General features: G+C 33.5%; 17 protein-coding genes. 7 read left to right on the top strand and 10 right to left on the bottom strand.

Annotated elements, in window-relative coordinates; genetic code table 11:
* Positions 1 to 88: 88 nt before the first annotated feature.
* The gene (locus GQS07_RS03980; RefSeq protein ID WP_158209711.1) at positions 89 to 2,182 is read right to left on the bottom strand and encodes a DUF5689 domain-containing protein; all 2,094 of its coding nucleotides are present in this window, start codon (positions 2,180 to 2,182) and stop codon (positions 89 to 91) included.
* 12 nt (positions 2,183 to 2,194) lie between these two features.
* Entirely contained in the window at positions 2,195 to 5,029 is a 2,835-nt protein-coding gene (locus GQS07_RS03975; protein WP_158209710.1) for a carboxypeptidase-like regulatory domain-containing protein, read from the bottom strand.
* A gap of 136 nt (positions 5,030 to 5,165) precedes the next feature.
* Between GQS07_RS03975 and GQS07_RS03970 the strand changes: the two genes are divergently transcribed.
* On the top strand, positions 5,166 to 6,230 hold the full coding sequence (locus tag GQS07_RS03970; RefSeq protein ID WP_158209709.1) for an endonuclease/exonuclease/phosphatase family protein: 1,065 nt from the start codon (positions 5,166 to 5,168) through the stop codon (positions 6,228 to 6,230).
* A gap of 59 nt (positions 6,231 to 6,289) precedes the next feature.
* Here the strand turns inward: GQS07_RS03970 and GQS07_RS03965 are convergent, their stop codons facing one another.
* Positions 6,290 to 7,048 carry a 5'-methylthioadenosine/adenosylhomocysteine nucleosidase gene (locus tag GQS07_RS03965; protein ID WP_158209708.1) on the bottom strand — a complete coding sequence of 253 codons (759 nt, stop codon included), beginning with the start codon at positions 7,046 to 7,048 and terminating at the stop codon, positions 6,290 to 6,292.
* Between the two features lie 1,099 nt (positions 7,049 to 8,147).
* Here GQS07_RS03965 and GQS07_RS03960 point away from each other — a divergent pair.
* The 5 genes from GQS07_RS03960 (at position 8,148) to GQS07_RS03940 (ending at position 13,870) form a co-directional block, all read left to right on the top strand.
* Complete coding sequence (locus GQS07_RS03960) at positions 8,148 to 9,593, top strand: stage 0 sporulation family protein (RefSeq protein WP_158209707.1); 1,446 nt, start codon at positions 8,148 to 8,150, stop codon at positions 9,591 to 9,593.
* Positions 9,580 to 10,077 carry a gliding motility lipoprotein GldH gene (locus GQS07_RS03955; protein WP_158209706.1) on the top strand — a complete coding sequence of 166 codons (498 nt, stop codon included), beginning with the start codon at positions 9,580 to 9,582 and terminating at the stop codon, positions 10,075 to 10,077. The genes GQS07_RS03960 and GQS07_RS03955 overlap by 14 nt, the downstream gene beginning before the upstream one ends.
* 24 nt (positions 10,078 to 10,101) lie before the next feature.
* Positions 10,102 to 12,420 (top strand): penicillin-binding protein 1A, encoded by a 2,319-nt coding sequence (locus GQS07_RS03950; protein WP_158209705.1) that lies wholly within the window; start codon positions 10,102 to 10,104, stop codon positions 12,418 to 12,420.
* 71 nt (positions 12,421 to 12,491) lie between these two features.
* Entirely contained in the window at positions 12,492 to 13,193 is a 702-nt protein-coding gene (locus GQS07_RS03945) for a CoA transferase subunit A (RefSeq protein WP_090404392.1), read from the top strand.
* 20 nt (positions 13,194 to 13,213) lie between these two features.
* Positions 13,214 to 13,870, top strand: a complete 657-nt coding sequence (locus GQS07_RS03940) for a CoA transferase subunit B (RefSeq protein ID WP_158209704.1) — start codon at positions 13,214 to 13,216, stop codon at positions 13,868 to 13,870.
* A 61-nt stretch (positions 13,871 to 13,931) separates the two neighbouring features.
* Here the strand turns inward: GQS07_RS03940 and GQS07_RS03935 are convergent, their stop codons facing one another.
* Together GQS07_RS03935 and GQS07_RS03930 are read right to left on the bottom strand one after the other, a co-directional pair.
* Entirely contained in the window at positions 13,932 to 14,774 is an 843-nt protein-coding gene (locus tag GQS07_RS03935; RefSeq protein ID WP_158209703.1) for a universal stress protein, read from the bottom strand.
* 111 nt (positions 14,775 to 14,885) lie between these two features.
* Positions 14,886 to 15,677: an NAD(P)H-binding protein gene (locus GQS07_RS03930; protein ID WP_158209702.1), complete on the bottom strand. Its 792-nt coding sequence runs from the start codon at positions 15,675 to 15,677 to the stop codon at positions 14,886 to 14,888.
* A 97-nt stretch (positions 15,678 to 15,774) separates the two neighbouring features.
* Here GQS07_RS03930 and GQS07_RS03925 point away from each other — a divergent pair, with 97 nt between their 5' ends.
* Complete coding sequence (locus tag GQS07_RS03925) at positions 15,775 to 17,046, top strand: ectonucleotide pyrophosphatase/phosphodiesterase (RefSeq protein ID WP_158209701.1); 1,272 nt, start codon at positions 15,775 to 15,777, stop codon at positions 17,044 to 17,046.
* Positions 17,047 to 17,107: 61 nt separating this feature from the next.
* Here the strand turns inward: GQS07_RS03925 and GQS07_RS03920 are convergent, their stop codons facing one another.
* The 5 genes from GQS07_RS03920 to GQS07_RS03900 form a co-directional block, all read right to left on the bottom strand.
* Positions 17,108 to 17,908 (bottom strand): porin family protein, encoded by an 801-nt coding sequence (locus GQS07_RS03920; RefSeq protein ID WP_158209700.1) that lies wholly within the window; start codon positions 17,906 to 17,908, stop codon positions 17,108 to 17,110.
* Positions 17,909 to 17,933: 25 nt separating this feature from the next.
* Positions 17,934 to 19,112 carry a PCMD domain-containing protein gene (locus tag GQS07_RS03915; RefSeq protein WP_158209699.1) on the bottom strand — a complete coding sequence of 393 codons (1,179 nt, stop codon included), beginning with the start codon at positions 19,110 to 19,112 and terminating at the stop codon, positions 17,934 to 17,936.
* A 321-nt stretch (positions 19,113 to 19,433) separates the two neighbouring features.
* Positions 19,434 to 20,228 (bottom strand): porin family protein, encoded by a 795-nt coding sequence (locus GQS07_RS03910; protein WP_158209698.1) that lies wholly within the window; start codon positions 20,226 to 20,228, stop codon positions 19,434 to 19,436.
* Positions 20,229 to 20,234: 6 nt separating this feature from the next.
* Complete coding sequence (locus GQS07_RS03905; RefSeq protein WP_158209697.1) at positions 20,235 to 21,326, bottom strand: PCMD domain-containing protein; 1,092 nt, start codon at positions 21,324 to 21,326, stop codon at positions 20,235 to 20,237.
* 210 nt (positions 21,327 to 21,536) lie between these two features.
* On the bottom strand, positions 21,537 to 23,063 hold the full coding sequence (locus tag GQS07_RS03900) for a bifunctional GNAT family N-acetyltransferase/carbon-nitrogen hydrolase family protein (protein ID WP_158209696.1): 1,527 nt from the start codon (positions 23,061 to 23,063) through the stop codon (positions 21,537 to 21,539).
* Positions 23,064 to 23,149: the final 86 nt, after the last annotated feature.

Genomic DNA, 23,149 nt, shown 5'->3' with positions numbered 1-23,149 from the left:
ATTTGCTATGATTGATTAAATGAGAGGTATGTATATAAAAAAAGCCCGGCATATGCCGAGCTTTTTTGTTATATGTTAATCGAAGTGATTATTCGAAAGAAATACTATCAATGATAACGTTGAAAGTTCCATCTTTAGCAAATCTAAATTGTACAAAACCACCTTTTCCTGATTTATTTATAAAATCGTCTTGTAGAGGCAATACTACTTTTACCCAATCTTTAGCATCTATTTTTCCAACATAGTCATTGTTACTTCCAGATTGTCCAGTAACAGTAATAGATCCTTTGGCTCCATTTAAAGCATTTCCAATACTATAGTTTGCTATAATAACATTAGTTTCATCTAATGTATTTACAACAAAAGTACCTCTGTCATTACCTTTTCCTCCTTGAGTACTACTTCCTTTAACGTAAAAAACTATGTTTTTTGCATTGGCAGGAATTGAGACATTAGGAATAGAGAAACCGTCAGCGTTATTTTTAGATAAACCTTCAACGTCAATAGCACTTCCTTTAGATTTTCCATCCACTTGGATTATTTTTAAAGCACCTTTGATTTTGATAAAGTCAGCAAAACTACCTGTTTTTCCAAAAACAGTAATAGGATCTTTTACTTCTCCTGGGTTTTCACCACCTTCTCCTGGGTTTTCACCACCTTCTCCTGGGTTTTCAGGGTCAGTTGGTTTCTCAGGGTCAGTTGGAGTTTCTCCACCTGTAACAGGAGTACCATCTTCAAAACGGATTTCGTCAATTACTATATCATAGTTAGGAGTAATTGTTTTAGTTTTTCCACCATGTTTGAAAGCAATGATGCTTCCTTTTCCTGATGTATTATAGTCAAAACCATCAACATTTAGAACAACTTTAATCCATTCTCCTTTAGTGTCAATGTCTCCATCATATTTATTTATGAATTGTTCTTCTTTATTTGTTTTAGTTCTTTGTATAGTTTTACTTGTAGAAAGACTTTCTAAGTTATATGCAACATAATCACCAGCTGCATTGTATAAGTTGATAGATATAGAACGTTTATCAGCTTTACCTTTCATTAAGAAAGAAATTTTCTTACCATCAGTTGGAATTTTAACGTCGGCAACTGTAAATGTATAAGCAGTTGCGTCAGGTGTTCCTTTTAGTTCTAAAGCTGTACTATTTTTCCATCCTTTTCCTTTAGCTTCTGTTGCGAAGGTTAAGCCATATTGGTTTAATGAGCTTGTAAAAGTTTTCCAGTCTTCAAAATCAGCACCTGGGAAAGCTAAGAACTTACCTGGTTCAACTTTAATGTCTTCTGCTGGTTCTTCTGGAGTTTCAGGATCAGTAGGAGTAGAACCTTCAAAAGGATCTTTTGTTAAGTTGATATCAGCAATCGTTCTTGGGTAGAATTGAATTTTATCTTGGAATACATCAAAGATACCTGTAATGCTACCACTTTCTGAAGTAATAACCCAATCTTTAAAGTCTTCAGAATATTTTCCAGTTCTAATATCAAATGAATTACCTTCACTATCAACTACCTTTCTTAAAGTATATCCTTGTCCATCAACATCCGCTGAGTCATAAAGTTTTTTACCAACTAATGCTCTGTCAAATTGAACATCTGTAAATGTTACTAATTTTCCAGCGTAATCAGTTTTGTTAAGACCTTTTAAAGCTAAAACATTGTTATATGTTGTTTCAAAATCTTTAACTGGTTGACAGTATGTAGAAACATATTTTTTAACTGCAGTTCCAGGAATTGCAGCAGTATATTTGTTTTTACCACTTGAAGAAGTATAGATACCACCTCCAATATTTAAAAGACCAAAGTTATCGTGGATGTATAAACCATCCATTTTTAAGTTGATTTTTGTACCTACTGGGAATTGAGCATTACTTCCGCTAATTCCAATTGAAATAATAGCTGGTAATTGAGTAGATTCATCTACGATATGTAATTTTTGGTGAAAGTTTCCACCTTTATCACTTGATATTACAACACCACTAATGATTAGTCCCTCTTCATTAAGTTGAGCTACATCTTTAGTTGCTTTTGAGTAGATATCAGCAATTGATGCATTAGCAGCAACAACTGGATCAGTACAAGAAATATTTGGTACTGAAAAGTCATCGTTTTTAGCACATCCCGTTAGGATAAGCCCAGCAAACGAAAAATATAATATTGATTTAAATATTGTTTTCATAATGTTTTCTAATTAGAAGTTGTAATACACACTTACAAAGAAGTTACGTCCAAATCCGTAGAAGTATTTATTTCCGAAAGTATTTACTCCACTACTTGTGTTTTTAATTTCTCTCTCGTAGTTAGCGTTTCTTGCTTGTTCGAAACCTCCAGTTTTGTAATGTTTGTTAAATACGTTGTTGATACTTGCATTAAGCCCTATGATATTTCTATTAGGTAATCTCCAAGATTTTCCTCCAGTAATATTAACTAATGTAAAATCATTTAATTTTTCTTGCTTTAAGATAGAGTGTAATTTCTCTTCTGTTAAATCAGCAAAAGGGTGTCCAGGATTAGCAGGATCTTTAACAAAGTTATCAGTTCTTCTTAATGCAGATACGTTAGTAAAGGCATTGTCAAAGTAGTTGATGTTTGCTCCAACCCACCAGAAACTTGGGTCTCTGTATTCTAAACCTAATGATAATGCTGTTTGTGGACCATTACCATATTTTACATTTTTCATATACGATTGACCGTAATCAAAAGTTTGAGCAACGTTATCTGAGTTTAGTTTAATATTTGGATTATTAGTATAGAAAGATTGACCTATAGCAGCAGCAGCAGTAGCTTTTAAAGTTTGAGTCAATTGGTATTCAGCACCAAGCTCTAACCCTAAGTTACGTTTGTTTACACCAGTCAAGATTTCAGAAACGAAAGCACCACCAGTTGAAGAAAGGTAATCTCCATTAGCATCTACGATTCCAACACCGTCAGCATAGTAGAAGTTAATTTGTGTTCCGTTTTTAATTTCAGATAAATAACCAGAAACCTTAGCTTTTAACTTTGGAGTTCTAACGATGTAGCTTGCATCAATACTGAATACATCCTCATTCGTAAGATCCTTAGTCACTAAGTTATTAACTCTAATATTTGAATAAGTATTTCTAATAGTAGGAGCTTGGTTATAATAAGCCACGTTCATATTTAAAGCGTGACGTCCAGTAATGTGGTAAGTAGCACCCCCTTTAAAACCGAAGTTATTAAAGTCGATAGCCCCACTTTTACCATAAGAGTTATTCATATATACAGGGTTTCTGTATAATCCCTCTCTTTCATAACGAGTATATCCAATATTTTGCGCTACATAGAAATCTACTTTATCAAAGTCAAAAGTAAATTGTGTAAATACATTTACTACATCAGCAAATACATTGTAGTTATATCCAAATTTATCTTTATTATGGATTCTTCTATCTTTATTGTTGTAGTCGCTATCTTGGATTTCAATAGGTTGGTAAGTATCAATATCTTCATAGTATGATCCACCTAAAAGGTCAACCATTTTCTTGAAGTTACTTGATTTCAATCTTCTATAATTAATACCAGCATCAAAAGTAGTGTGGTCGTTTAATTGAGATTTGAAATTAGTATTGAAGTGGAAAGTTTTATCCTCTTGTCTATCTTCGTAAAGAACTATTTTACTTCTACCTCCAAAGTTTCCATTTGTTTTATAGATATTTTCCCAATCTATTTGACCATTATTTCTAAAAGCTTCTTCAGCATCGTGAGCTTGGTATAAGAAAGCATTAGTAGTGTTTTGGAATTCACTGTCTTTATTTTCAAAATCTGCGCTACTCATCGACCAATATGACGGATCAATTTGGTTGTAGTAGTAACTTGGCATAAACTTATAGTAAGTAGGGTCTGGGTTTAAGTTATTTTGGTAACCTAAACGACTATTAGCAATATGACCAAATTGGTAAGCAGCAGTAGTTGTTAATGTATTTCTATCGTCAATAGTCCAATAGTGAGTTAACATAAAGATAGGCTCTTCTACGTCTTTATAACGAGAGTTTCTCTTATCTCCATTTTGGTATCCCCAGTAAGAGTTGTATTTGTAGTCTTTTAAAGCAACTTGCTCATCCGTTACAGGAGAGTTTTTACCTCTTTTATTTTTTGCATAAATAGCAGAGAAGTTTAAGCTATGGCTTTCATTGAATTTTTTCTCAACGGCAGCAAATAAAGATAATGCGTCATAGTTAGTACCATCAACAAAACCTTCTTTAGCTCCACGGTAAGTAGCAGAAAGTACATAAGCCCAACCATTTCTATCCATTCCAGAAGAATAAGTAGCGTAAGGTCTCCAGTTATAGTTCGTATTCGAACCAGAGAAACCTGCTTTAGCCCCTTTTCTGATGTGAGAAGCTCTTGTAGTAATTGATTGTGTACCTAAGATACCACCAAATGTGTGATCAGAAGGAGTTGAACCTGCAGAAAACACTTGGTTTCTTGTAGCATCATTCAAGCCACCCCAGTTTCCGAACTGAGGACGTCCGTCATTAATTTTGTTCATTACAACTCCATTAATCAGAGTTCTTCCATATTCATTGTCTAAGCCACGTACTTTAAAGAATGCCCCTCCCCAATTGTAAGCTGCTGCTTGTTGGAATGGATCTTTTGTAGCCTGCAATAAACCAGAAGATGTTTCTGATCCTGAGTTGTCATCACCTAAGTCGTTTTCAGTCAAAGTGATTAACCCCATTTGTGCTGTAGTAGCTAAATCTTCATCAAGGTAGATCGTTCCTAAATCGACATCTTGCGATCCGATTGTAACAGGTAATCTTTTCGTCAAGTAACCTACATACGTCACTACGATTTGGTGATCACCAGTTTTAACATCTTCCAGGACAAAGATTCCTTCATTGTTTGTTAAAGTAGAAATGTTAGTTGCGTCAATTCTTGCTAACACCGCGTTAATTGGTGTGTTAGATTTGGCGTCAACTACTTTCCCTTTAATTTCCTGAACTCCTTGTGCGTAAGTAATAACTACCTGTAACACAAAGAACAAACTAAATAAAAGTTTCTTCATAAATTAAAAATGATTAAAGTGCTATGTTAAAAAAAAGCTAATCGCTTATTTCTTTCACAAAGGTATGTTTTTAAAATAATATTAACTACTTTTGTTTCAAGAAATAAGCAGTACTTTACTTAAACTTAACACGGTCATGAACATCAAACTTCACAACCTATTTTTATTCCTTGTTTTCTTGGGGTTAGCGGCTCAAGCACAGGAAAAAAAATACGAGATTCAAACAATCGCATTCTACAACTGCGAGAACCTATTTGACACTATTAGAGATCCAAAAATCTATGATGAAGAATGGACTCCAACAGGTGATCAAGCTTGGACTTCTAAGAAATACAATCAAAAAATCAGCAACTTAGCGAGAGTTATGTCTCAGATAGGAACTGATGAAAATACTAAAATGCCTGCAATTATCGGTGTTGCCGAAGTTGAAAATAGAGCAGTGTTGGAGGATCTTGTAAGAGATCCACAAATGTTACCAGGTGATTACGGAATTGAGCATTATGATTCTCCAGACAGACGTGGTATTGATGTTGGATTGTTATATTCTAAAAAACACTTTAAACCTACAAGTTCTACAGCACATCCTTTGTATATCTATGATATGAAAAAAATCAATAGAGAAACAGGAGAGTTAGGAGCGAGAATTTATACACGTGATCAATTATTAGTAAGTGGGTTATTAGACGGAGAAGAAGTACACTTCATCGTTAATCACTGGCCTTCAAGAGTTGGTGGTGAAAAAAGAAGTAGCCCTTTACGTGAGGCAGCTGCTGCTTTAAATAAACAGATTATCGATTCTTTATATAAGATTAATCCACAAGCAAAGGTTATTACAATGGGAGATATGAATGATGGACCATATAATAACAGTATGAAAAAGGTACTTAAAACTGAAGCGAATAAGAAAGATGTTAAGAAGGGTGGATTATTTAATCCAATGGAGAAAATGGCAAAAGACGGTTTGGGTACTTTAGCTTATAGAGATGCTTGGGACGTTTTTGATCAAATGATCGTTACAGAACCTTACTTAAATGACAACTACGATTCTTGGAGTTTTTGGAAAGCAAGAATTTATAAAAAACCATTTATGGTTCAGCCTACAGGGCAATACAAAGGTTATCCTTTGAGAAACACTAACGGTGTTCCTGGATTCAGTGACCACTTCCCAGTGTACATTTACTTGATTAGACAGGCTAAGTAATAGCCATTTAAATAAATAAAAAAGGCCATTTCTACTTTTGTAGGAATGGCCTTTTTACTTTATGCAAACATTTTGTTTATGATTTCTCTACCGTAAACAAGTGATATTTTTTCGACAAAAGATTGAAAACTAAAGCTCGCTTCTTGGTTTGCATTGTCAGATATTGTTCTGATTACAATAAAAGGCACTTCAAACTCAAAACAAACTTGTGCTACTGCAGCACCTTCCATTTCAACACACAATACTTGAGGTAATTGTTTTTGTAGATTTTCTTTCTGTTCATTCGTTGAAAAGAATTGGTCTCCACTCGCAATTGTGCCCATATGTACTCTTGGTTGTTCAATACTAAACGGAGCAAGGTCTTCTTTACTAACTACTTTGTGTAAATTGTCTATTGCCAGAATTGACTGCACTTGCATTTCGGTGTTTTTAGACCACTGTTCGTCTGTATCAAAAAACGTTTTACCTAAAAGCGGAATTTCAAACTTAGGGCGCAAAGGAGAAGCATCCATATCATATTGAACTAAATTAGTTGCAATAACAACATCTCCAACCTTCACGTCTGGGTGAATTCCCCCAGCAACACCAATAAAGGCAATTTTAGAAACCTTAAATTCTAACAATAACGTTGCAACTGTTGCCGCCGCCGCTACTTTTCCTATTCTCGAATAAACAACTACTACCTTTTGTTGTCCTAATTTTCCTTCGTAATAAGTACGATTACCAATGGTGTGTACTTTACTGTCTATAAGTTGGTTGATAATACCATTTACTTCCTGAGGTATTGCACCTAATATTCCAATTGTATCCGTTGACATATACTAAATTTAGTTTTCAAATGTACAAAAAACAAAAGCAGTACAGTAAGTTAACAGTTAATATATAAGATGGAATCACAATCTGTCATAGATTAGAAATAGATGTTGGTTTAGTAACGGATTCAATGTAAAAGAGAAATATGAACTTGTTGTCAGAATTTAATAATCAACAACTTTGTATTGACTTGAATAATTGAGGAAATGAAGAATTAGGAAATAGCTGTTTTTAATACCATTTGTAAATTTTTATGTAATCATTACAAGGGTGTTTGTATATTTTATATATAATTTATGTATAGTGCTTGTATGTTTTTACATAGAAAGTATACAAGCACTATACAAAGACTATACATACACTATACAAGCACTATTTATATGATTAAGAAAAAATCACTAAAAGTTGTTGTCTCGTCCTTGTCTCGTCCTACTATAGCTGTACAGTTATAGTTGATAATCCTGTTTTGTACTGTACAGTTATTTCAGTAATCCTATTACTGCTGTACAAGTTCTTTTTTCTCTGTTTTATTCTTGTAATAATTCTTCCATCTTTTAGGAAGCACCCCTGTTTTTAAGTGCGCTTGATTAGGAGTTAATCTATCACAACTATCGTGAGGTCTAATTTGATTATAAGCTTGTCTCGTCCTATTATAGCTGTACAGTTATTTCAGGAAGGGTCAAGTCATTTGTTATTGTGATTTTTATCATTAAGAAGTTTGCTGTCGCGTGAGAATTTAATGTATTAAGGTTGGATTTAACGGCCAATAATTTATAGATTAAATGATTTGAGAAATGTGCTGTTTTATTAAGGGTTGATTTTTTATAAATAGCTGAATAAAACCTTTTAACGCTAAAAAAGTGTGAATTAGGAAAAACTGTCAATTTCGCAATCATTCTTGCATTAGGATATAGAAAAATGGATATTAAAAGGAATAGTAAATATTTGTTTTAATGAAAGTTAAGTAAATAGGAAGTGTAGTAAAAGTGGTTATAAGGTAGTAGAATAAAAAATTCTAAAAGGAACTTGTAAAAATAGTATCTTTACAGCGAGTAAAATTAAAAATAACTCTCTTTATAGAGATCAATATATAAAAAAAAGTAGATGGCTTGTACAAATTGTTCAACAGGAAAAGATAGTAGTGGGACGCCGAGAGGATGTCAAAGTAATGGAACGTGCGGAACAGACAGTTGTAATAAATTAGCAGTTTTTGATTGGTTATCCAATATGGTTTATCCTACTGGAACCGAGATTTATGATATAGTTGAAGTACGTTTTAAAAACGGACGTAAGGATTTTTATCGCTATCCAAAAGAACTTACAGTAAGTATTGGAGATATTGTAGCGACAGAGTCTTCTCCTGGACACGATATTGGTATTGTATCATTAGCGGGAGAACTTGTAAAAGTTCAAATGAAGAAAAAGAAAGCTGATCCCAATGGTGAGATCCTAAAAATATATAGAAAAGCAACACAAAAAGACATTGATATTTGGCAAGAAGCGAGAGCAAGAGAAGAGAAAGTAAAAGTTCGTGCTCGTGAAATGGCAATTGCTCTAAATTTAGAGATGAAAATCTCTGATGTCGAGTTTCAAGGAGATGCTTCAAAGGCAACTTTTTACTACACAGCAAGTGAGCGTGTTGACTTTAGACAGTTGATTAAAGATTTCGCTCGTGAGTTTAGTATTCGTATCGAGATGAAACAAGTTGGATTTAGACAAGAAGCAGCTCGTTTAGGAGGAGTAGGTTCTTGTGGTAGAGAATTGTGTTGTTCAACTTGGTTGACAGACTTTAGAAGTGTTAATACATCTGCTGCTCGCTACCAACAATTATCATTAAATCCTCAAAAGCTTGCTGGGCAATGTGGTAAGTTGAAATGTTGTTTAAACTTTGAATTAGATACGTATTTGGAAGCATTGAAAGATATGCCAGATTCAGATACTAAATTAATGACAGTTAAAGGATTAGCTATTTGTCAGAAAATAGATATTTTTAAAGGGCAGATGTGGTTTGCTTATATCAACAATTCTGCAAATTGGTATGTATTAGATACAAGTCACGTAAAAGAAATTTTAGCTCTAAATAAACGTGATGAAAAAGGTTTAGAGTTAGAAAGTTATATGAGCGAGATTGAGGTTGAAACAACTGATTTTGAAGTTGCAGCAGAACACGATAGTGTAACTCGTTTTGATCAGCCTAAGAGAAAGAAGAAAACAACACGTAATAAAAAAACAAAAGGACAAGAGGAACCAAAAGGTTCTAAAAAGGAGAATGTTGGTGAGCAAAAGGAAAGACCTGTTAGAACTAATGACAAAGAAGGAAAGGGACCTAAACCACAACGTCCTCGCGTAAAGAATAAAACAGAGCGTCCAAATACGAATACAAATAAGGATAAGGTTAAAGAGGGTAATAATCAGCCTGTTGCAAAAGAATCAGCGGATTCAACTAACGCAAATAAGGAAGCGAAAACACCAAGAGTTAATCGTCCTAATAGAAATAAAACACCAAGAAATAACAATTCGTCAAGTAATAATTCAAATGCTGAAAATTAGTAATTATTTATTGATATTGAGTGTTTTATGTCTGACTATGGTGTCTTGTCAACAAAATCCTAATATTGTTTTTGATCAATATCAAGGGACGGAAGGGCGCTGGACAAAAGAAGATGTAAAAGCATTCGTTTATGAAGTAAAAGATACAGTTCAAGATTATGATTTGTATATGAATCTTCGTGCTAATAAGGATTATCCTTTTAGTAATATTTTTGTGATATTAAAAACATATCAACCTAATAATGATATTGTTGTGGATACACTTCAGTTTCAAATGGCTAAGCCTGATGGAACATTATTAGGAACGGGATTTGCAGATGTAAAAGAGAGTAAATTATGGCTGAAAGAAGGGTATAAATTCCCTGAGTCAGGAAACTATAAGTTTACAATAGAGCAAGTTGTAAGGGAACTTGGTCAAATAGAAGGTGTTAATGCCTTAGACGGAATTTCAGAAGTTGGATTCCGAATTGAAAAAAGCGAATAAAAAGGAAGAAGTTAGTCATACTTTATGAGTACAAAACAACAAAACAAAAAAGAAAAAAAGCAAACTACCAGCTATAAAGGGTATTTAAAAGCTTTTTGGTTATTATTTTTAGGTGGTATTGCCGCTGTAGTTTTCTTTTTCTTATGCGCATCTTGGGGGGTTTTTGGCCCGATGCCAACCTTTGATGACTTAGAAAATCCAGCAAGTAATATTGCTACAGAAGTAATTTCTTCTGATGGAAAAACTATAGGTAAGTTCTATTTAGAGAATAGAGTACCAGTTAAATATGAAGATTTACCAGATTATTTAGTTAATGCATTAATTTCAACTGAAGACGAGCGATTTAGAACGCATTCAGGTATTGATGCAAGAGGTACGTTGCGTGCAGTTACTTCTGTAGGAAGTAGTGGAGGAGCAAGTACAATAACACAGCAGTTAGCTAAATTGCTATTTCACGGAGAAGGATCTCGTAGCTTACCTAAGCGTATTATGCAAAAGGGTAAGGAATGGGTTATCGCTATCCAATTAGAAAGACAGTATACGAAAGAGGAGATTCTAACGATGTATTTAAACAAAGCAGATTTTGTTAATAATGCAGTTGGTATTCGTTCGGCAACGCGTGTATATTTAGGAAAAGAACCTAAAGACTTATCAATTGATGAAGCAGCTATGTTTGTAGGGATGTTGCAAAACCCTGCTTATTTCAATCCTGTTCGAAGACCAGAATTAGTACAAAAACGTAGAAATGTTGTACTTCATCAAATGGCCAGAAATGGCTTTATTACACAAGAAGAGAGTGCTACTTTACAAGGGAAACCATTAGCTTTAAATTTCACTCCTGAAAGTCATAAAGCAGGTTTGGCAACATATTTCCGTGAATACCTTCGTGATTATATGCGTCGTTGGGTAAAAGAGAATCCTAAGAAAGACGGAAAAACGTATGATATTTATAGAGATGGTTTAAAGATTTATGTTTCTATTGACTCACGTATGCAAAAGTATGCAGAGCAAGCAGTAGAAGCACATATTTCAAACTTACAAGAAGAGTTTTTTATTGATCAAAAGAACAATAAGATGGCTCCGTTTTATAAGATTAATCAATCAGAGTATGATGGTATTATAAGACGTGCAATGAAGTCTTCAGAAAGATGGAGACAGATGACTGCACAAGGTAAATCTGAAAAAGAGATAGTAAGTTCATTTGAAGTAAAAACAAAAATGCGCATATTCTCTTGGAAAGGTGAAAGAGATACTGTTATGACTCCTCGTGATTCAATTTTATATTACAAGCATTTCTTACAAGCTGGTATGATGGCGATGGAGCCTCAAACAGGACATATCAAAGCTTGGGTTGGAGGGATTAATTATAAGCACTTCCAATATGACCACGTAGGTCAAGGAGCAAGACAAGTAGGTTCTGTGTTTAAACCGTTCGTATATGCTACAGCAATAGAACAATTGCACTATTCACCTTGTGACTCTATTATTGACTCGCCTTTTACGATGCCTAAAGGACGTCATGGAATCAGCAAGGATTGGAGTCCACAAAACTCTAATCGTTCGTATAGAGGTATTATGACGTTGAAACAAGCACTTGCTGGATCTGTAAATACAGTTACAGCTAAGTTGATGGACAAAGTAGGGCCGAAAGCGGTTATTGATATGACACGAGATTTAGGAGTGTCTGCGGATATTCCTCAAAGTCCTGCAATCGCATTAGGAGCTGTAGATATTACAGTAAGTGATATGGTTGCGGCTTATAGTACTTTTGCTAATCAAGGTGTTTATATTAAGCCTACGTTTATTACACGTATTGAAGATAAAAACGGTGTTATTTTGTTTAATGCTATTCCAGAAACAAGAGATGTCTTAAGTAAAGATGTTGCCTATGCAATTATTAAATTACTGGAAGGAGTTACAGAGTCAGGTTCAGGGGTGCGTTTACGTACAACTTGGCAAGGAGCAGGATACAAACGAGTAACAGGTCACCCATATAAGTTTACCAATCCAATTGCTGGTAAAACAGGAACGAGTCAGAACAATAGTGATGGATGGTTTATCGGAATGGTCCCTGATTTAGCTACAGGTATTTGGGTTGGAAACGATGATAGAGCAGCTCATTTTAGAACAATGACTTACGGACAAGGGGCTACATTAGCTTTGCCAATCTGGGGTATATTTATGAATAAATGTTATGCTGATAAAACATTACACGTTTCAAGAGAAGGATTTAAAGTGCCGGAAAACTTATCAATTCGAGTTGATTGTACTAAAGTAGTTCAACCAGAGACTGATGATCAAGTTGAAGGAGGAGAAACATCCACTGATGAATTTGATTTTTAATATAGAAAAACGCCTTTTTTTAAAGGCGTTTTTTTTTGTATTTTAGGTGCCTATTCTAAAACCAAGAAACTATGATTAATAAAAAAGTAGCAAACGTTCAAGAGGCGTTAGCAGATATAAAAGATGATATGACCATTATGCTTGGTGGTTTTGGACTTTGTGGGATACCAGAGAATTCAATTGCTGAATTAGTCAGAAAAAATGTTACTGGATTAACGTGTATTTCTAACAATGCGGGAGTGGATAATTTTGGATTAGGGCTATTGTTGCAAAAACATCAGATTAAGAAGATGATTTCTTCTTATGTGGGAGAAAATGCAGAGTTTGAAAGACAGATGTTATCAGGGGAGTTAGATGTAGAATTAACACCACAAGGAACATTGGCAGAAAAGTGTAGAGCAGCACAAATGGGTATTCCTGCATTTTATACACCAGCAGGGTTTGGAACTGAGGTGGCAGAAGGAAAAGAAGTTCGTGATTTTAATGGAAAACCACATATATTAGAACACGCATTTGAAGCAGATTTTGCAATTGTAAAAGCGTGGAAAGGTGATGAAGCAGGTAACTTAATATTTAAAGGTACAGCAAGAAATTTTAATGCTTGTATGGCAGGTGCAGGAAAGATTACAGTAGCAGAAGTTGAAGAGCTTGTGCCAGCTGGAGAGTTGGATCCTAATGAGATTCACGTTCCTGGAATTTTTGTTAAGCGTATTTTTCAAGGAGAGAAATACGAGAAGAGAATTGAACAACGTACAGTTCGCACAAAAAATTAATTCACCTTTAAATTAGTATTATGTTAGATAAAGTAGGTATCGCAAAGCGTATAGCAAAAGAGTTACAAGATGGTTTTTATGTAAACTTAGGAATTGGTATTCCAACATTAGTAGCTAATTATGTTCCAGAAGGAATGAATGTTGAGTTTCAAAGTGAGAACGGTATCTTAGGAATGGGACCTTTTCCTTTTGAAGGAGAAGAAGATGCAGATTTAATCAATGCCGGAAAACAAACGATTACAAGCTTAGCAGGAGCATCTTTTTTTGATTCGGCTACAAGTTTTGGTATGATTAGAGGAAAGCACGTAGATTTGACTATATTAGGCGCTATGGAGGTTTCTGAGCAAGGAGATATTGCCAATTGGAAGATTCCAGGTAAAATGGTGAAGGGAATGGGAGGAGCAATGGATTTAGTTGCTTCAGCAGAGAATATCATTGTAGCAATGATGCACGTAAACAAGAAAGGGGAGTCAAAGATTCTTAAAGAATGTAGCTTGCCATTGACAGGAGTAAAATGTGTGAAGAAGATTGTAACTGAATTGGCCGTTCTTGAAGTAACATCAGAAGGGATTAAATTATTAGAGCGCGCTCCGGGTGTTACAGTTGAGGACATTATTAAAGCTTCTGAAGTAACTTTAATTATTGAAGGAGATGTGCCAGAGATGGTATTAGATTAATGGATTTGAAATTAGTTTTCAAGAAAGTATAAATATAAAAAGGGAGCATTAGCTCCCTTTTTTATTTCTTTTTCGCTTTATAAGCAAAGAATGGTACCTTTAAATGTTTAGCAAGGTGTTGAGTTATGCTTTTTGAAAGAACTCTCTCTAAAAAGCTTTTATTTTGCTTTACAGTAGCAACTAAGTCAACTTTTTCACTTGTGATAAAGTCAAGTAGCACCTTTTCTATTTTATCTGTATTAAAAAGATGGAATGAAACAGGTTCGTTTTTATACTTTTCTTTCCATTTGTTGTAAACCGCATTGCAATCGGGCTTCTTTTTAGTACTTACATAAACACAACTTAACTTAGCATTAAGTTTATTTGCAGCTTCAATTAAGTCTTCTAATGTTTCTTCTTCCTCTTCTTCTAAGCGAGTTGTAAAAACAATGTTTTCAATATTTTTAAATTCAGCTTCTTTAGGAATACTCAAAACGGGAATATCAACTTTAGAGATTGTATTTACAGTATTTGAACCTAATATTTTTTTGTGAAAACTTGCATTAACTCCATCTGTCCCCATCACAATAAAATCAATATTGTTTTCAAGGATTGCATTTTGAATTTCAGGAATTAATAATCCTTCTTTTACTTTAAAGAATACTTCTACGTGTTCTAAATTAAGCTCTTTTCTTAAAGCGATAAGTGTTGGACTATTGGCGTGAAGTTGTTCAAGCTTTTCAAAGTCATTTTTCTTAATAACATTATCCACAAGATGCGGACTAATACCTCCTGAAATTACTGGAGGGTCATAAACGTGTATTACATATAGTTCAGCATCGCTATAATCCGCTAATTGTAAAGCATACTTAAAAGCGTTATTTGCTGTTTCTGAATAATCAGTTGGGAATAATATCTTCTTCATAATGAATAGCTTTCATACTTCTTACAAGATACTGAAAAATAGGCGTTAAATTAATGTAAAACACATCAAAAGAATCTTTTCTAATTTCAGAATCAAAATAAGAGATGTGATTTAGTATTTATAATCTATGTTGGTAAACTCACTTATTTTTTGGCCAGATATCTTACGGCGAGTATCCCAATTGTTTTCACCTAAAGGAGGCAGCGTTATATTGTGTTTTTTTGCTTCTTTAGAATAGTAGTCTTTTCTGCTTTCATAGTTAGGAGATACAATATTGTAAATACAATTTGAGTTGAACCCCTTTTCTATAATCGCCATTGAAAATGCTAAAATGTCTTCAAGGTGAATCATATTAATTGGTAAATCAGGATTATCTAAGAACTCTTTCTTAGCAATGTAATTTACTGGTTTTCTATCGGCACTAAATAAACCACCTAATCTTAAGATACAAGCATTGATGCTTGGATCACAAAGTAAAACGCTTTCTGCATCTCTAATTTGTTTGGCAGTTGGCTCATTAGAGTAAGAATTGTATAACTCAGTAATAACTTCTGAAGAAGGAGCATATATAGAAACAGAACTCATCATAATGACTTGTTTGATGTTGTGTCTCTTAATATAAGGGGTTATTTTCTTAAAATTATCAGCATAAGAAGGCTGTGTCTCTTCTCTAATAGGAGGAATTGTAATGATTAACAATTCAGAACCTTTAAGAAAGTAGTCTATATATTCTAAGTTATTGTGGTAAATGTCGATATGATATGGTTTAATATTTAAGTCTTCTAACATATTCATTTTAGAAAGACTTGTAGTAGACCCTTTAATCACGTAATCTCTTTTAAGTAATTGCTCGGCTAAAGGTGTTCCTAACCAACCACATCCAAGAATGCTTATTTGTTTCATAATAAAGGCTATTGTTTTAAAATAGTTATAAAAATAAGCAATTACTTTGTATGGATAAATTTATCTATAGATATTTGATTACGAAATACAAAACAACATGAAAAAATTACTTTTATCCTTAGTCTTGTTTTCATTTGTAGGAGAGGTTTTCTCTACAGCAAATGCACAAGAAACAGAAAAACAAATTGTTACAGAGAATCGTGTGAATGATCCAAAACAGTTTGAAAAGCCTTATGTAATCTTAATCTCTATTGATGGATTTAGATATGATTATATTGAAAAGTTTGATAGCAAGTTTTTAAAGAAATTAGGGGAAGAAGGAGTTAGAGCAGAGTCAATGCAACCATCTTATCCATCAGTTACTTTTCCAAATCATTATACAATTGCTACAGGGTTGTATCCAGCACACCATGGTTTAGTAGGGAATAATATCTTTGATCCAAAGATTGAAGAGCGTTATTCACTTAGAAATTATAAAGCAGTTCACAATCCAGCTTGGTACGGAGGTACTCCATTATGGGTTTTAGCAGAACAACAAGGAATGATGAGTGCTTGTTATTATTGGCCAGGGTCAGAGGCTCCAATTAAAGATACATATCCTTCATATTATTACGGTTATTCAGAGAAGTTTGAAATGGATACACGTATTGCAGAAGTAGTAAAATGGTTGAGTTTACCAGAAGAAAAACGTCCACACTTTATTACTTTCTATTTACCAGAGGTAGATCACGCAGGGCATACGTACGGTCCTGATGCAAAAGAAACAGAAGAGGCAGTACAATATGCAGATAGATCAATTGAGAAATTAGTAGCTGAGGTTAGTAAAACAGGTTTACCAGTGAACTTTGTTGTTGTTTCGGATCACGGAATGCTTGCGTTAGATCAAGAAACGCTATTGCAGTTCCCAATGAAAGTAGAAAAAGATGAGCTTACTTTAGTTAGTAATGGTACTTATATGAGTGTTTTTGTAAACAATAAGAAAGACATCAATAAATGGTATAAAAAGATTCAGAAAGCGGCTGATAGTAAATTGATGAAAGTGTTTAAGAAGGCTGATTTACCAAAAGAGTTTAATTTTGGAGGAGACAATGATCGTTTTGGTAGAGTAGGAGATATTGTTATTACAGCAGAACCACCTTATTACTTTACAAATAGAAAGTTAGCTGGAAGTCATGGTTTTGATCCAAATACAGTTAAAGAGATGCATGCTATTTTTATTGCTTCAGGACCTCAAATTAAAAAAGGAGAGAAGATTGCAACATTTGAAAATGTAGATGTATATCCATTAATAGCTAAGATTCTTGGATTAGATATCACAGAAGAGATAGATGGTACTACTAAGGTAGCAGATCAAGTATTAGTCAAATAAGAAAGAGTAAAATAAAAAAAGGCTTGCAATTGCAAGCCTTTTTTATTGGTATATTTTGGTGTTAGAATTTATATCCAAAACCTAAGTTTAAGTAAATGTTGTGCATTGAGAAAGAGATCGCTTCAAAGTCTTTGTCAAGAACACCATTGAAACCATAAGTCATATCAGCAAATAGTTTGAAATGATTATTCATTTTCCATTCACCACCAACTTGTGTTCCCCATTGGAATCTATTTATTTCTTTAGAAAAGTCATAAGGAGCTCTTGCTTCTCCTTCAAAGTTAATTGCTTCACCAATAGGTGTGTCTTTTCTGAATTGTCCATCAGAAACATATCCATCAAAGTTTTTGTCAATTAACCCTGATAAGTATATACCTCCGTAAACGTTCCATTTTTGGTTTATTTTATAAACTGCAGACACAGGGAAAGTAACATAAGTATTTTTAACGTGAGTGTAAACACGTCCATTGTAGTAACCTGTTAATTCGGTATTGTCTTGTTCAATACGAGTTAAGTAATCTTTTACTCTTGCTCTTGTTTTCATTCCTTTACCTTCAAAACGAACTCCAACACGTACACCCCATTTTTGATCTTCTGTAATCCATTTAGTAGCATTAGCTTCTAAACCTAACTGAAGGGTTGGGTTGTAGCTATCAAGTGTTCTAATTTCTCTTGGTAATCCTAAAGGACTTGCTCCTCCAATACTAAACTGAGCACGAACTTGATAGTCCATATTATCTTTGAAGAAGTTGAGAAAAGCATTTGTATTTTCAGTAGTTAATTCAACTGTTTTTTCTTCAGCTGTTTGTGCAAAACCGATTGAAGAAATAAGTGCAAAAATTGCTATATAAATATATTTCATTATAAAAGTTTGTTAGGATTTAGAATTAGTTGTCTTCAAGAATTAATTCTACTTCATCAATATAAAGTGTACTACCAATAGCACCTCTAAAATCACCACCTTGAATACTTGACGTAAATACAATGGCAATCATATATTCTTTCGTTGAATCGAAGGTTTTTCCTTCAAGAAGTTTAAAAGGAGCTTCAAAAGCAGTCCAAGTATCAGTTTCAGAGTATAAGTTTGAATCTACTCTTGCAACCATTACCATTTTATCACTTTTGAAATTATGATCGCCTGCTAAGAAGTTATTTTTTTCTGTTTTTTCAAAAAGAATAGCATAACCATCCCAAGTATCTTTATCTAAGTCTTTTAATGCAAATTCGTTTTTATTACCAAAGAAATCACCTGCTTTGTATTTATAATAACCTTTTAAAGCAGCAGGTTTTTGTTTTGTATTATAAGGAATACCAAATTTTGGTGATTTTGCAGGAGAGAATATTTCTAATTTAAAACTACCAGCAAAGATATTTCCAGCAGCAATACCAGGCATTTTAAAGACCCCAGACATACTATGATCTAAACCAGTTAATATAGTTTGTAATAATACGCCACTTTTTTTGTAACCATCCAAAGTGACAGTTGTAGGGTATCCACTTGGGTTAGTTAGTTTTAAAGTACCTGCAGGCACTATTGAAAAACCAGAGTTACCACTTGACCAAATAGGGTTTTGTTTTCCGTCACTACCAGGTAAATACTCTAAGAATTCTGTATATACACTAGAATCGTATATTCTATTCGGATCATAAGGTAAAGTATCAGGTGCTTTATTTAAACGATAGTTATCCATTGAAAAGTAAGTAGGGAAATCACTTCTAATAAAAGAAACAGTATATGTTTTTTTCCATTGCCCACTTTCAGAAGTTACAGTGTATGTTACGGCTTCTTTAGAAAAATCATGTATAGAACCATTTGCAGGGACGATAGTAGAACCAGGAGTAAGTGTGAACTTAGGAGCAAAAGTCATATTATCATTGTTTTGTTTTAATCTGAATACAACAGATTCGTTTTCAATGATAGGGTCAGTTAGCAAAAATTCTTTTTGATTTTCAAAAGTAGCAGCTAAAATATCAGCTCTTTGATCAGCTGCTTCTTCTTTAATACAAGAAGTTAGCATGATTCCTATTAGAGTTAATAGGGAAAAAATTAAGTAGTTTTTTCTCATGGGTTTTATTATGTTAGTTTTTGTTTTATAAAGATTTATCACTCTTTCTAGAAATAAATAGAGATTGATAAATAAAGCTCGCAAAGTTACGACTTTTAAAATGATGGATAGTTTTCGTAAAAAGATATGTATTATTAATGAATTGATAATTATTAGTAGATAATCAATAATTGAAACCTTATGAGTGTTGGTTTTATTGAGGTTTTATTGTGAAACAAGTTCAGAAACATTATTAAATACTTAAAAAAACAAGAATAAACGAACAAGGGACTAAGCAAAATACTTAATCCCTTGTTGGTATTGTGTTAAATGAATTTTCAGTTAGAATGTATATCCGAAGCCCATATTTAGGTAAATGTTATACATTGAGAATGAGATAGCATCAAAGCTACTTTCAAAAAGAGGATTAAGTCCCCAGTTTAGATCAGCAAATAGTTTAAAATGTTTGTTCATTTTATACTCACCACCCAATTGTGTTCCCCATTGAAACCTATTTAAGTTTTGAGAAAAGTTGTAATGTCCTTTGTCGTCACCTTCAAAAGGAACGACTTCACCTATAGGAGTTCCTTCTCTTAATACACCATCATATACATATCCATTAAAGTCTTTGTCTATTAATCCAGAAAAGTAAAACCCCCCGTAAACATTCCAGTTTTCTGTAGCATTAAATACTACAAGCACAGGGAAAGTAACATAAGAGTTTTTCATATTAGTTTTTACGTTTCCAGTGAAGTAACCTTTTGTTTGTTTACCGTGATCTTCGTCAATTTGCGTGTAATAGTTTTTTACTCTGGCATCAGTTTTCATACCTCTTCCTTCAAAGCGTATCCCAGTACGTATTCCCCATTTTTGTTGGTCTGTAAACCACTTGGTAGCATTCGCTTCTAAACCAATTTGCAATGTAGGGTTATAGCTGTTTATTTCTCTAATTTGTGCTGGCATTCCCATAGGGCTACTTCCTCCAATACTAAATTGAGCACGAACTTGGTATGTTATATTTTTATTGAAGAACTCTTTAAAATTTGAAAGTTGTTGTTCTTCTTGTGCAAAAGCAGGTTGTACCGTTAAAAAGATAGAACTTGCAAGTAGAGCTATATATAGTTTTATGTTTTTCATTGTGTCTTATTTAATGTCATATACAAGTTCAATTTCATTTACAATTAAGGTACTTCCTATTGCGCCAGTAAATTCATCACCTTCAATACTGGATGTCATTACAATAGCGAGAACATAGCTTTTTTCAGGGTCAAAAGTTTTACCTGCTACTAACTCGAAGGGAACATTAAATTCAGTCCATTTATCTGTTTCGATACGCTGTTCTTGAGGTACACGTGCAATGGCAACATTTCTTGGATCTTTAAATTGATGTGAACCATCTAAGTAATTCTCTTTAGAACGACTCTCAAATAAGATAGCATAAATATCAAAGTAATCTTTTTTATTAGGTACAGGTTTAAAATATTTATCTGTAACAACATCACCAGCTTTGTATTTAAAATAACCTCTTAATGATTTTGGCATATTTCCTTCATATGGTAATCCAAATCGTGTTGATTTTAGAGGTTTAGATATTCCTGCAAATTGGAAGCTCCCTATAAAAAGGTTTCCCGCAGCAATTGGGTTTTTAGTAATCTCAGCTAATGGTGAGGTATAAACGGTTTGCATTTTGGCAGCAAGACCGCCATTTCTTCCTGGGGCAATACCTGTAGGGTAACTTTCAGGAGGAAGTTTACCTGCGACTGTTGCATAACCAGCGTTACCGCTATCCCAATCATATATTTTATCACCATTAGAGCCATATTCAAAAAAGCGATAGTATCGATCATTATTTGTTAGTTCGGCATTGTTAAATGTATAGCTTGAACTTAGCTCATCAGTAGTAAAGCTAACAGTATAAAGTTTCTTCCAAGTACGATCTTGTGCAGTAATTGTAACTTTTTGAGCTGTACTAAAATCTCTTGTTGTTCCATTTGGAGGGTCCATAGTAGCATTAGGAGATATAATAAAAAAAGGAGATTGTTTTCCTAAGTCTATATTAGATTTGACTTTAAATTCAATTGTTGTATTCGTAATAATAGGGTCTGTTTTTAAATACTCTGAAGGAATATAAGCTTCAAGAATATCTGCATTTGTGTCTAATTCTTCATCTTTATAACAGCTACTCATTATAACAGCTACTGTAAGTAAAGAGGAGATTATTAGTGTTTTTTTCATAATGTAATATTTTTAGAGAATATTTTGAGTCACAAGTTTCTTGCCAATAACTTAAGTGGTTGTAAATATACAAGTTATGTAATTAATGTTCTCTGTATTTTAGGTGTTTTTTGTTTCGTGTTACTTCAGAGAATAAAAAAGTGTTCGGATAATAAAAAGCCGGATTAAGATAATTCCTAATCCGGCTTAAAACTTTCTTTTGAAAGAGTATTATTTTAATTTATTGATTTGATAAAGATCTAAACGTCTATCTTTTTTAATCTTAACACTTCCGTGTTCGTGTAGTTCTTTAAGTAAGTCAACATCCACATCTACGATTAACGTCATCTCTGTATTAGGAGTTGCTTCTGCTTTTACCCCATTTGTAGGGAAAGCAAAGTCAGAAGGTGTTAATACTGCAGCTTGCGCAAACTGTATATCCATATTGTTTACTTTAGGTAAGTTACCAACACAACCTGCAATTGCAACATAGCACTCGTTTTCAATAGCTCTGGCTGCTGCACAGTTTCTTACTCGTGTATAACCATTCTGTGTATCCGTTAAGAAAGGAACGAAAAGGATGTCCATTCCTTGGTCAGAAAGTAAACGAGAAAGTTCAGGGAATTCAACATCGTAACAAATCATAATACCGATTTTACCACAATCTGTATCGAAAGTTTGAATTTTAGAACCACCTGTCATACCCCAATGGTGTACTTCGTTTGGTGTAATATGTATTTTTGCATACATTTCGTAAGTACCATCTCTTTTACATAAGAAACCAACATTATATAATGTACCATCAATTAAATAAGGCATACTACCTGTAATGATATTGATGTTATAAGAAATAGCAAACTCTTGGAATTTCTTTCTAATGTCATCAGTATATCGAGCTAACTCACGAATAGCATCCGCTTCAGATAAGTGATTGTAGTCTGCCATTAATGGAGCTGTAAAAAGCTCAGGGAACATTGCAAAGTCACTTTCGTAATCAGAAACAGCATTGATAAAGAATTCAGCTTGGTCAAAGAATTCTTGTAAATCATTGAATGGTCTCATTTGCCATTGAATAAGCCCCAGTCTAATAACACTTTTTTTAGCATTAATTAATTGAACATCTTTTTCGTAATAGATGTTATTCCATTCTAATAGAACAGCGTATTCTTTAGAACTGATATCTCCTTCTAAATAATTACGCATTAAACGAACCATATGGAAGTCATTCGCCAATTGGAAAGACATCACAGGATCGTGAATTTCTTTTTTTCTAACCTTGTCAAGGTATTGCTTAGGCGTTAATTCCGCGGCATATTTAGAGTAAGTAGGAATACGTCCTGCGAAAATAATTGATTTTAAATTCAATTGTTCACACATTTCTTTTCTTGCGTCATATAAACGTCTTCCAAGTCTTAAACCTCTGTATTTAGGATGTATGAATACGTCAATTCCATATAAAACACTTCCTTCAGGATTATGAGTATTGAAAGTTGAGAATCCGGTGATCTGATCATAAGTATGAGCAGACATAGCCTGCTTTTCATCAATGATTAGTGATAAAGCTGAGCCAACAACAACACCGTCAACTAATACAACTAATTGTCCTTCAGGAAATACTTTTAATAACTGTTCGATTTCATCTTTATTCCAATAAGAATCTTCAAGTCCTTTATAAGACTCTAACATAGATTTCTTTAATTCAAGATAATCGTCAATTTGTAAAGTTCTTAACTCTACTTTATTGATAGTAGTTTCCATATTTATTTTTGTTTTGTAATGTACAAATTATACAAAAGCAATATAACTAAAGAAAATATATTAACATTCAAATATTTGTTAAAAAT

Origin of the sequence: Myroides phaeus (assembly GCF_009799805.1) — a bacterium.
In the GTDB taxonomy this organism is placed as follows: Bacteria; Bacteroidota; Bacteroidia; order Flavobacteriales; family Flavobacteriaceae; genus Flavobacterium; species Flavobacterium phaeum_A.
Note: the sequence above shows the minus strand (reverse complement) of the source record. Positions and strands in the feature narration are given on the sequence as shown.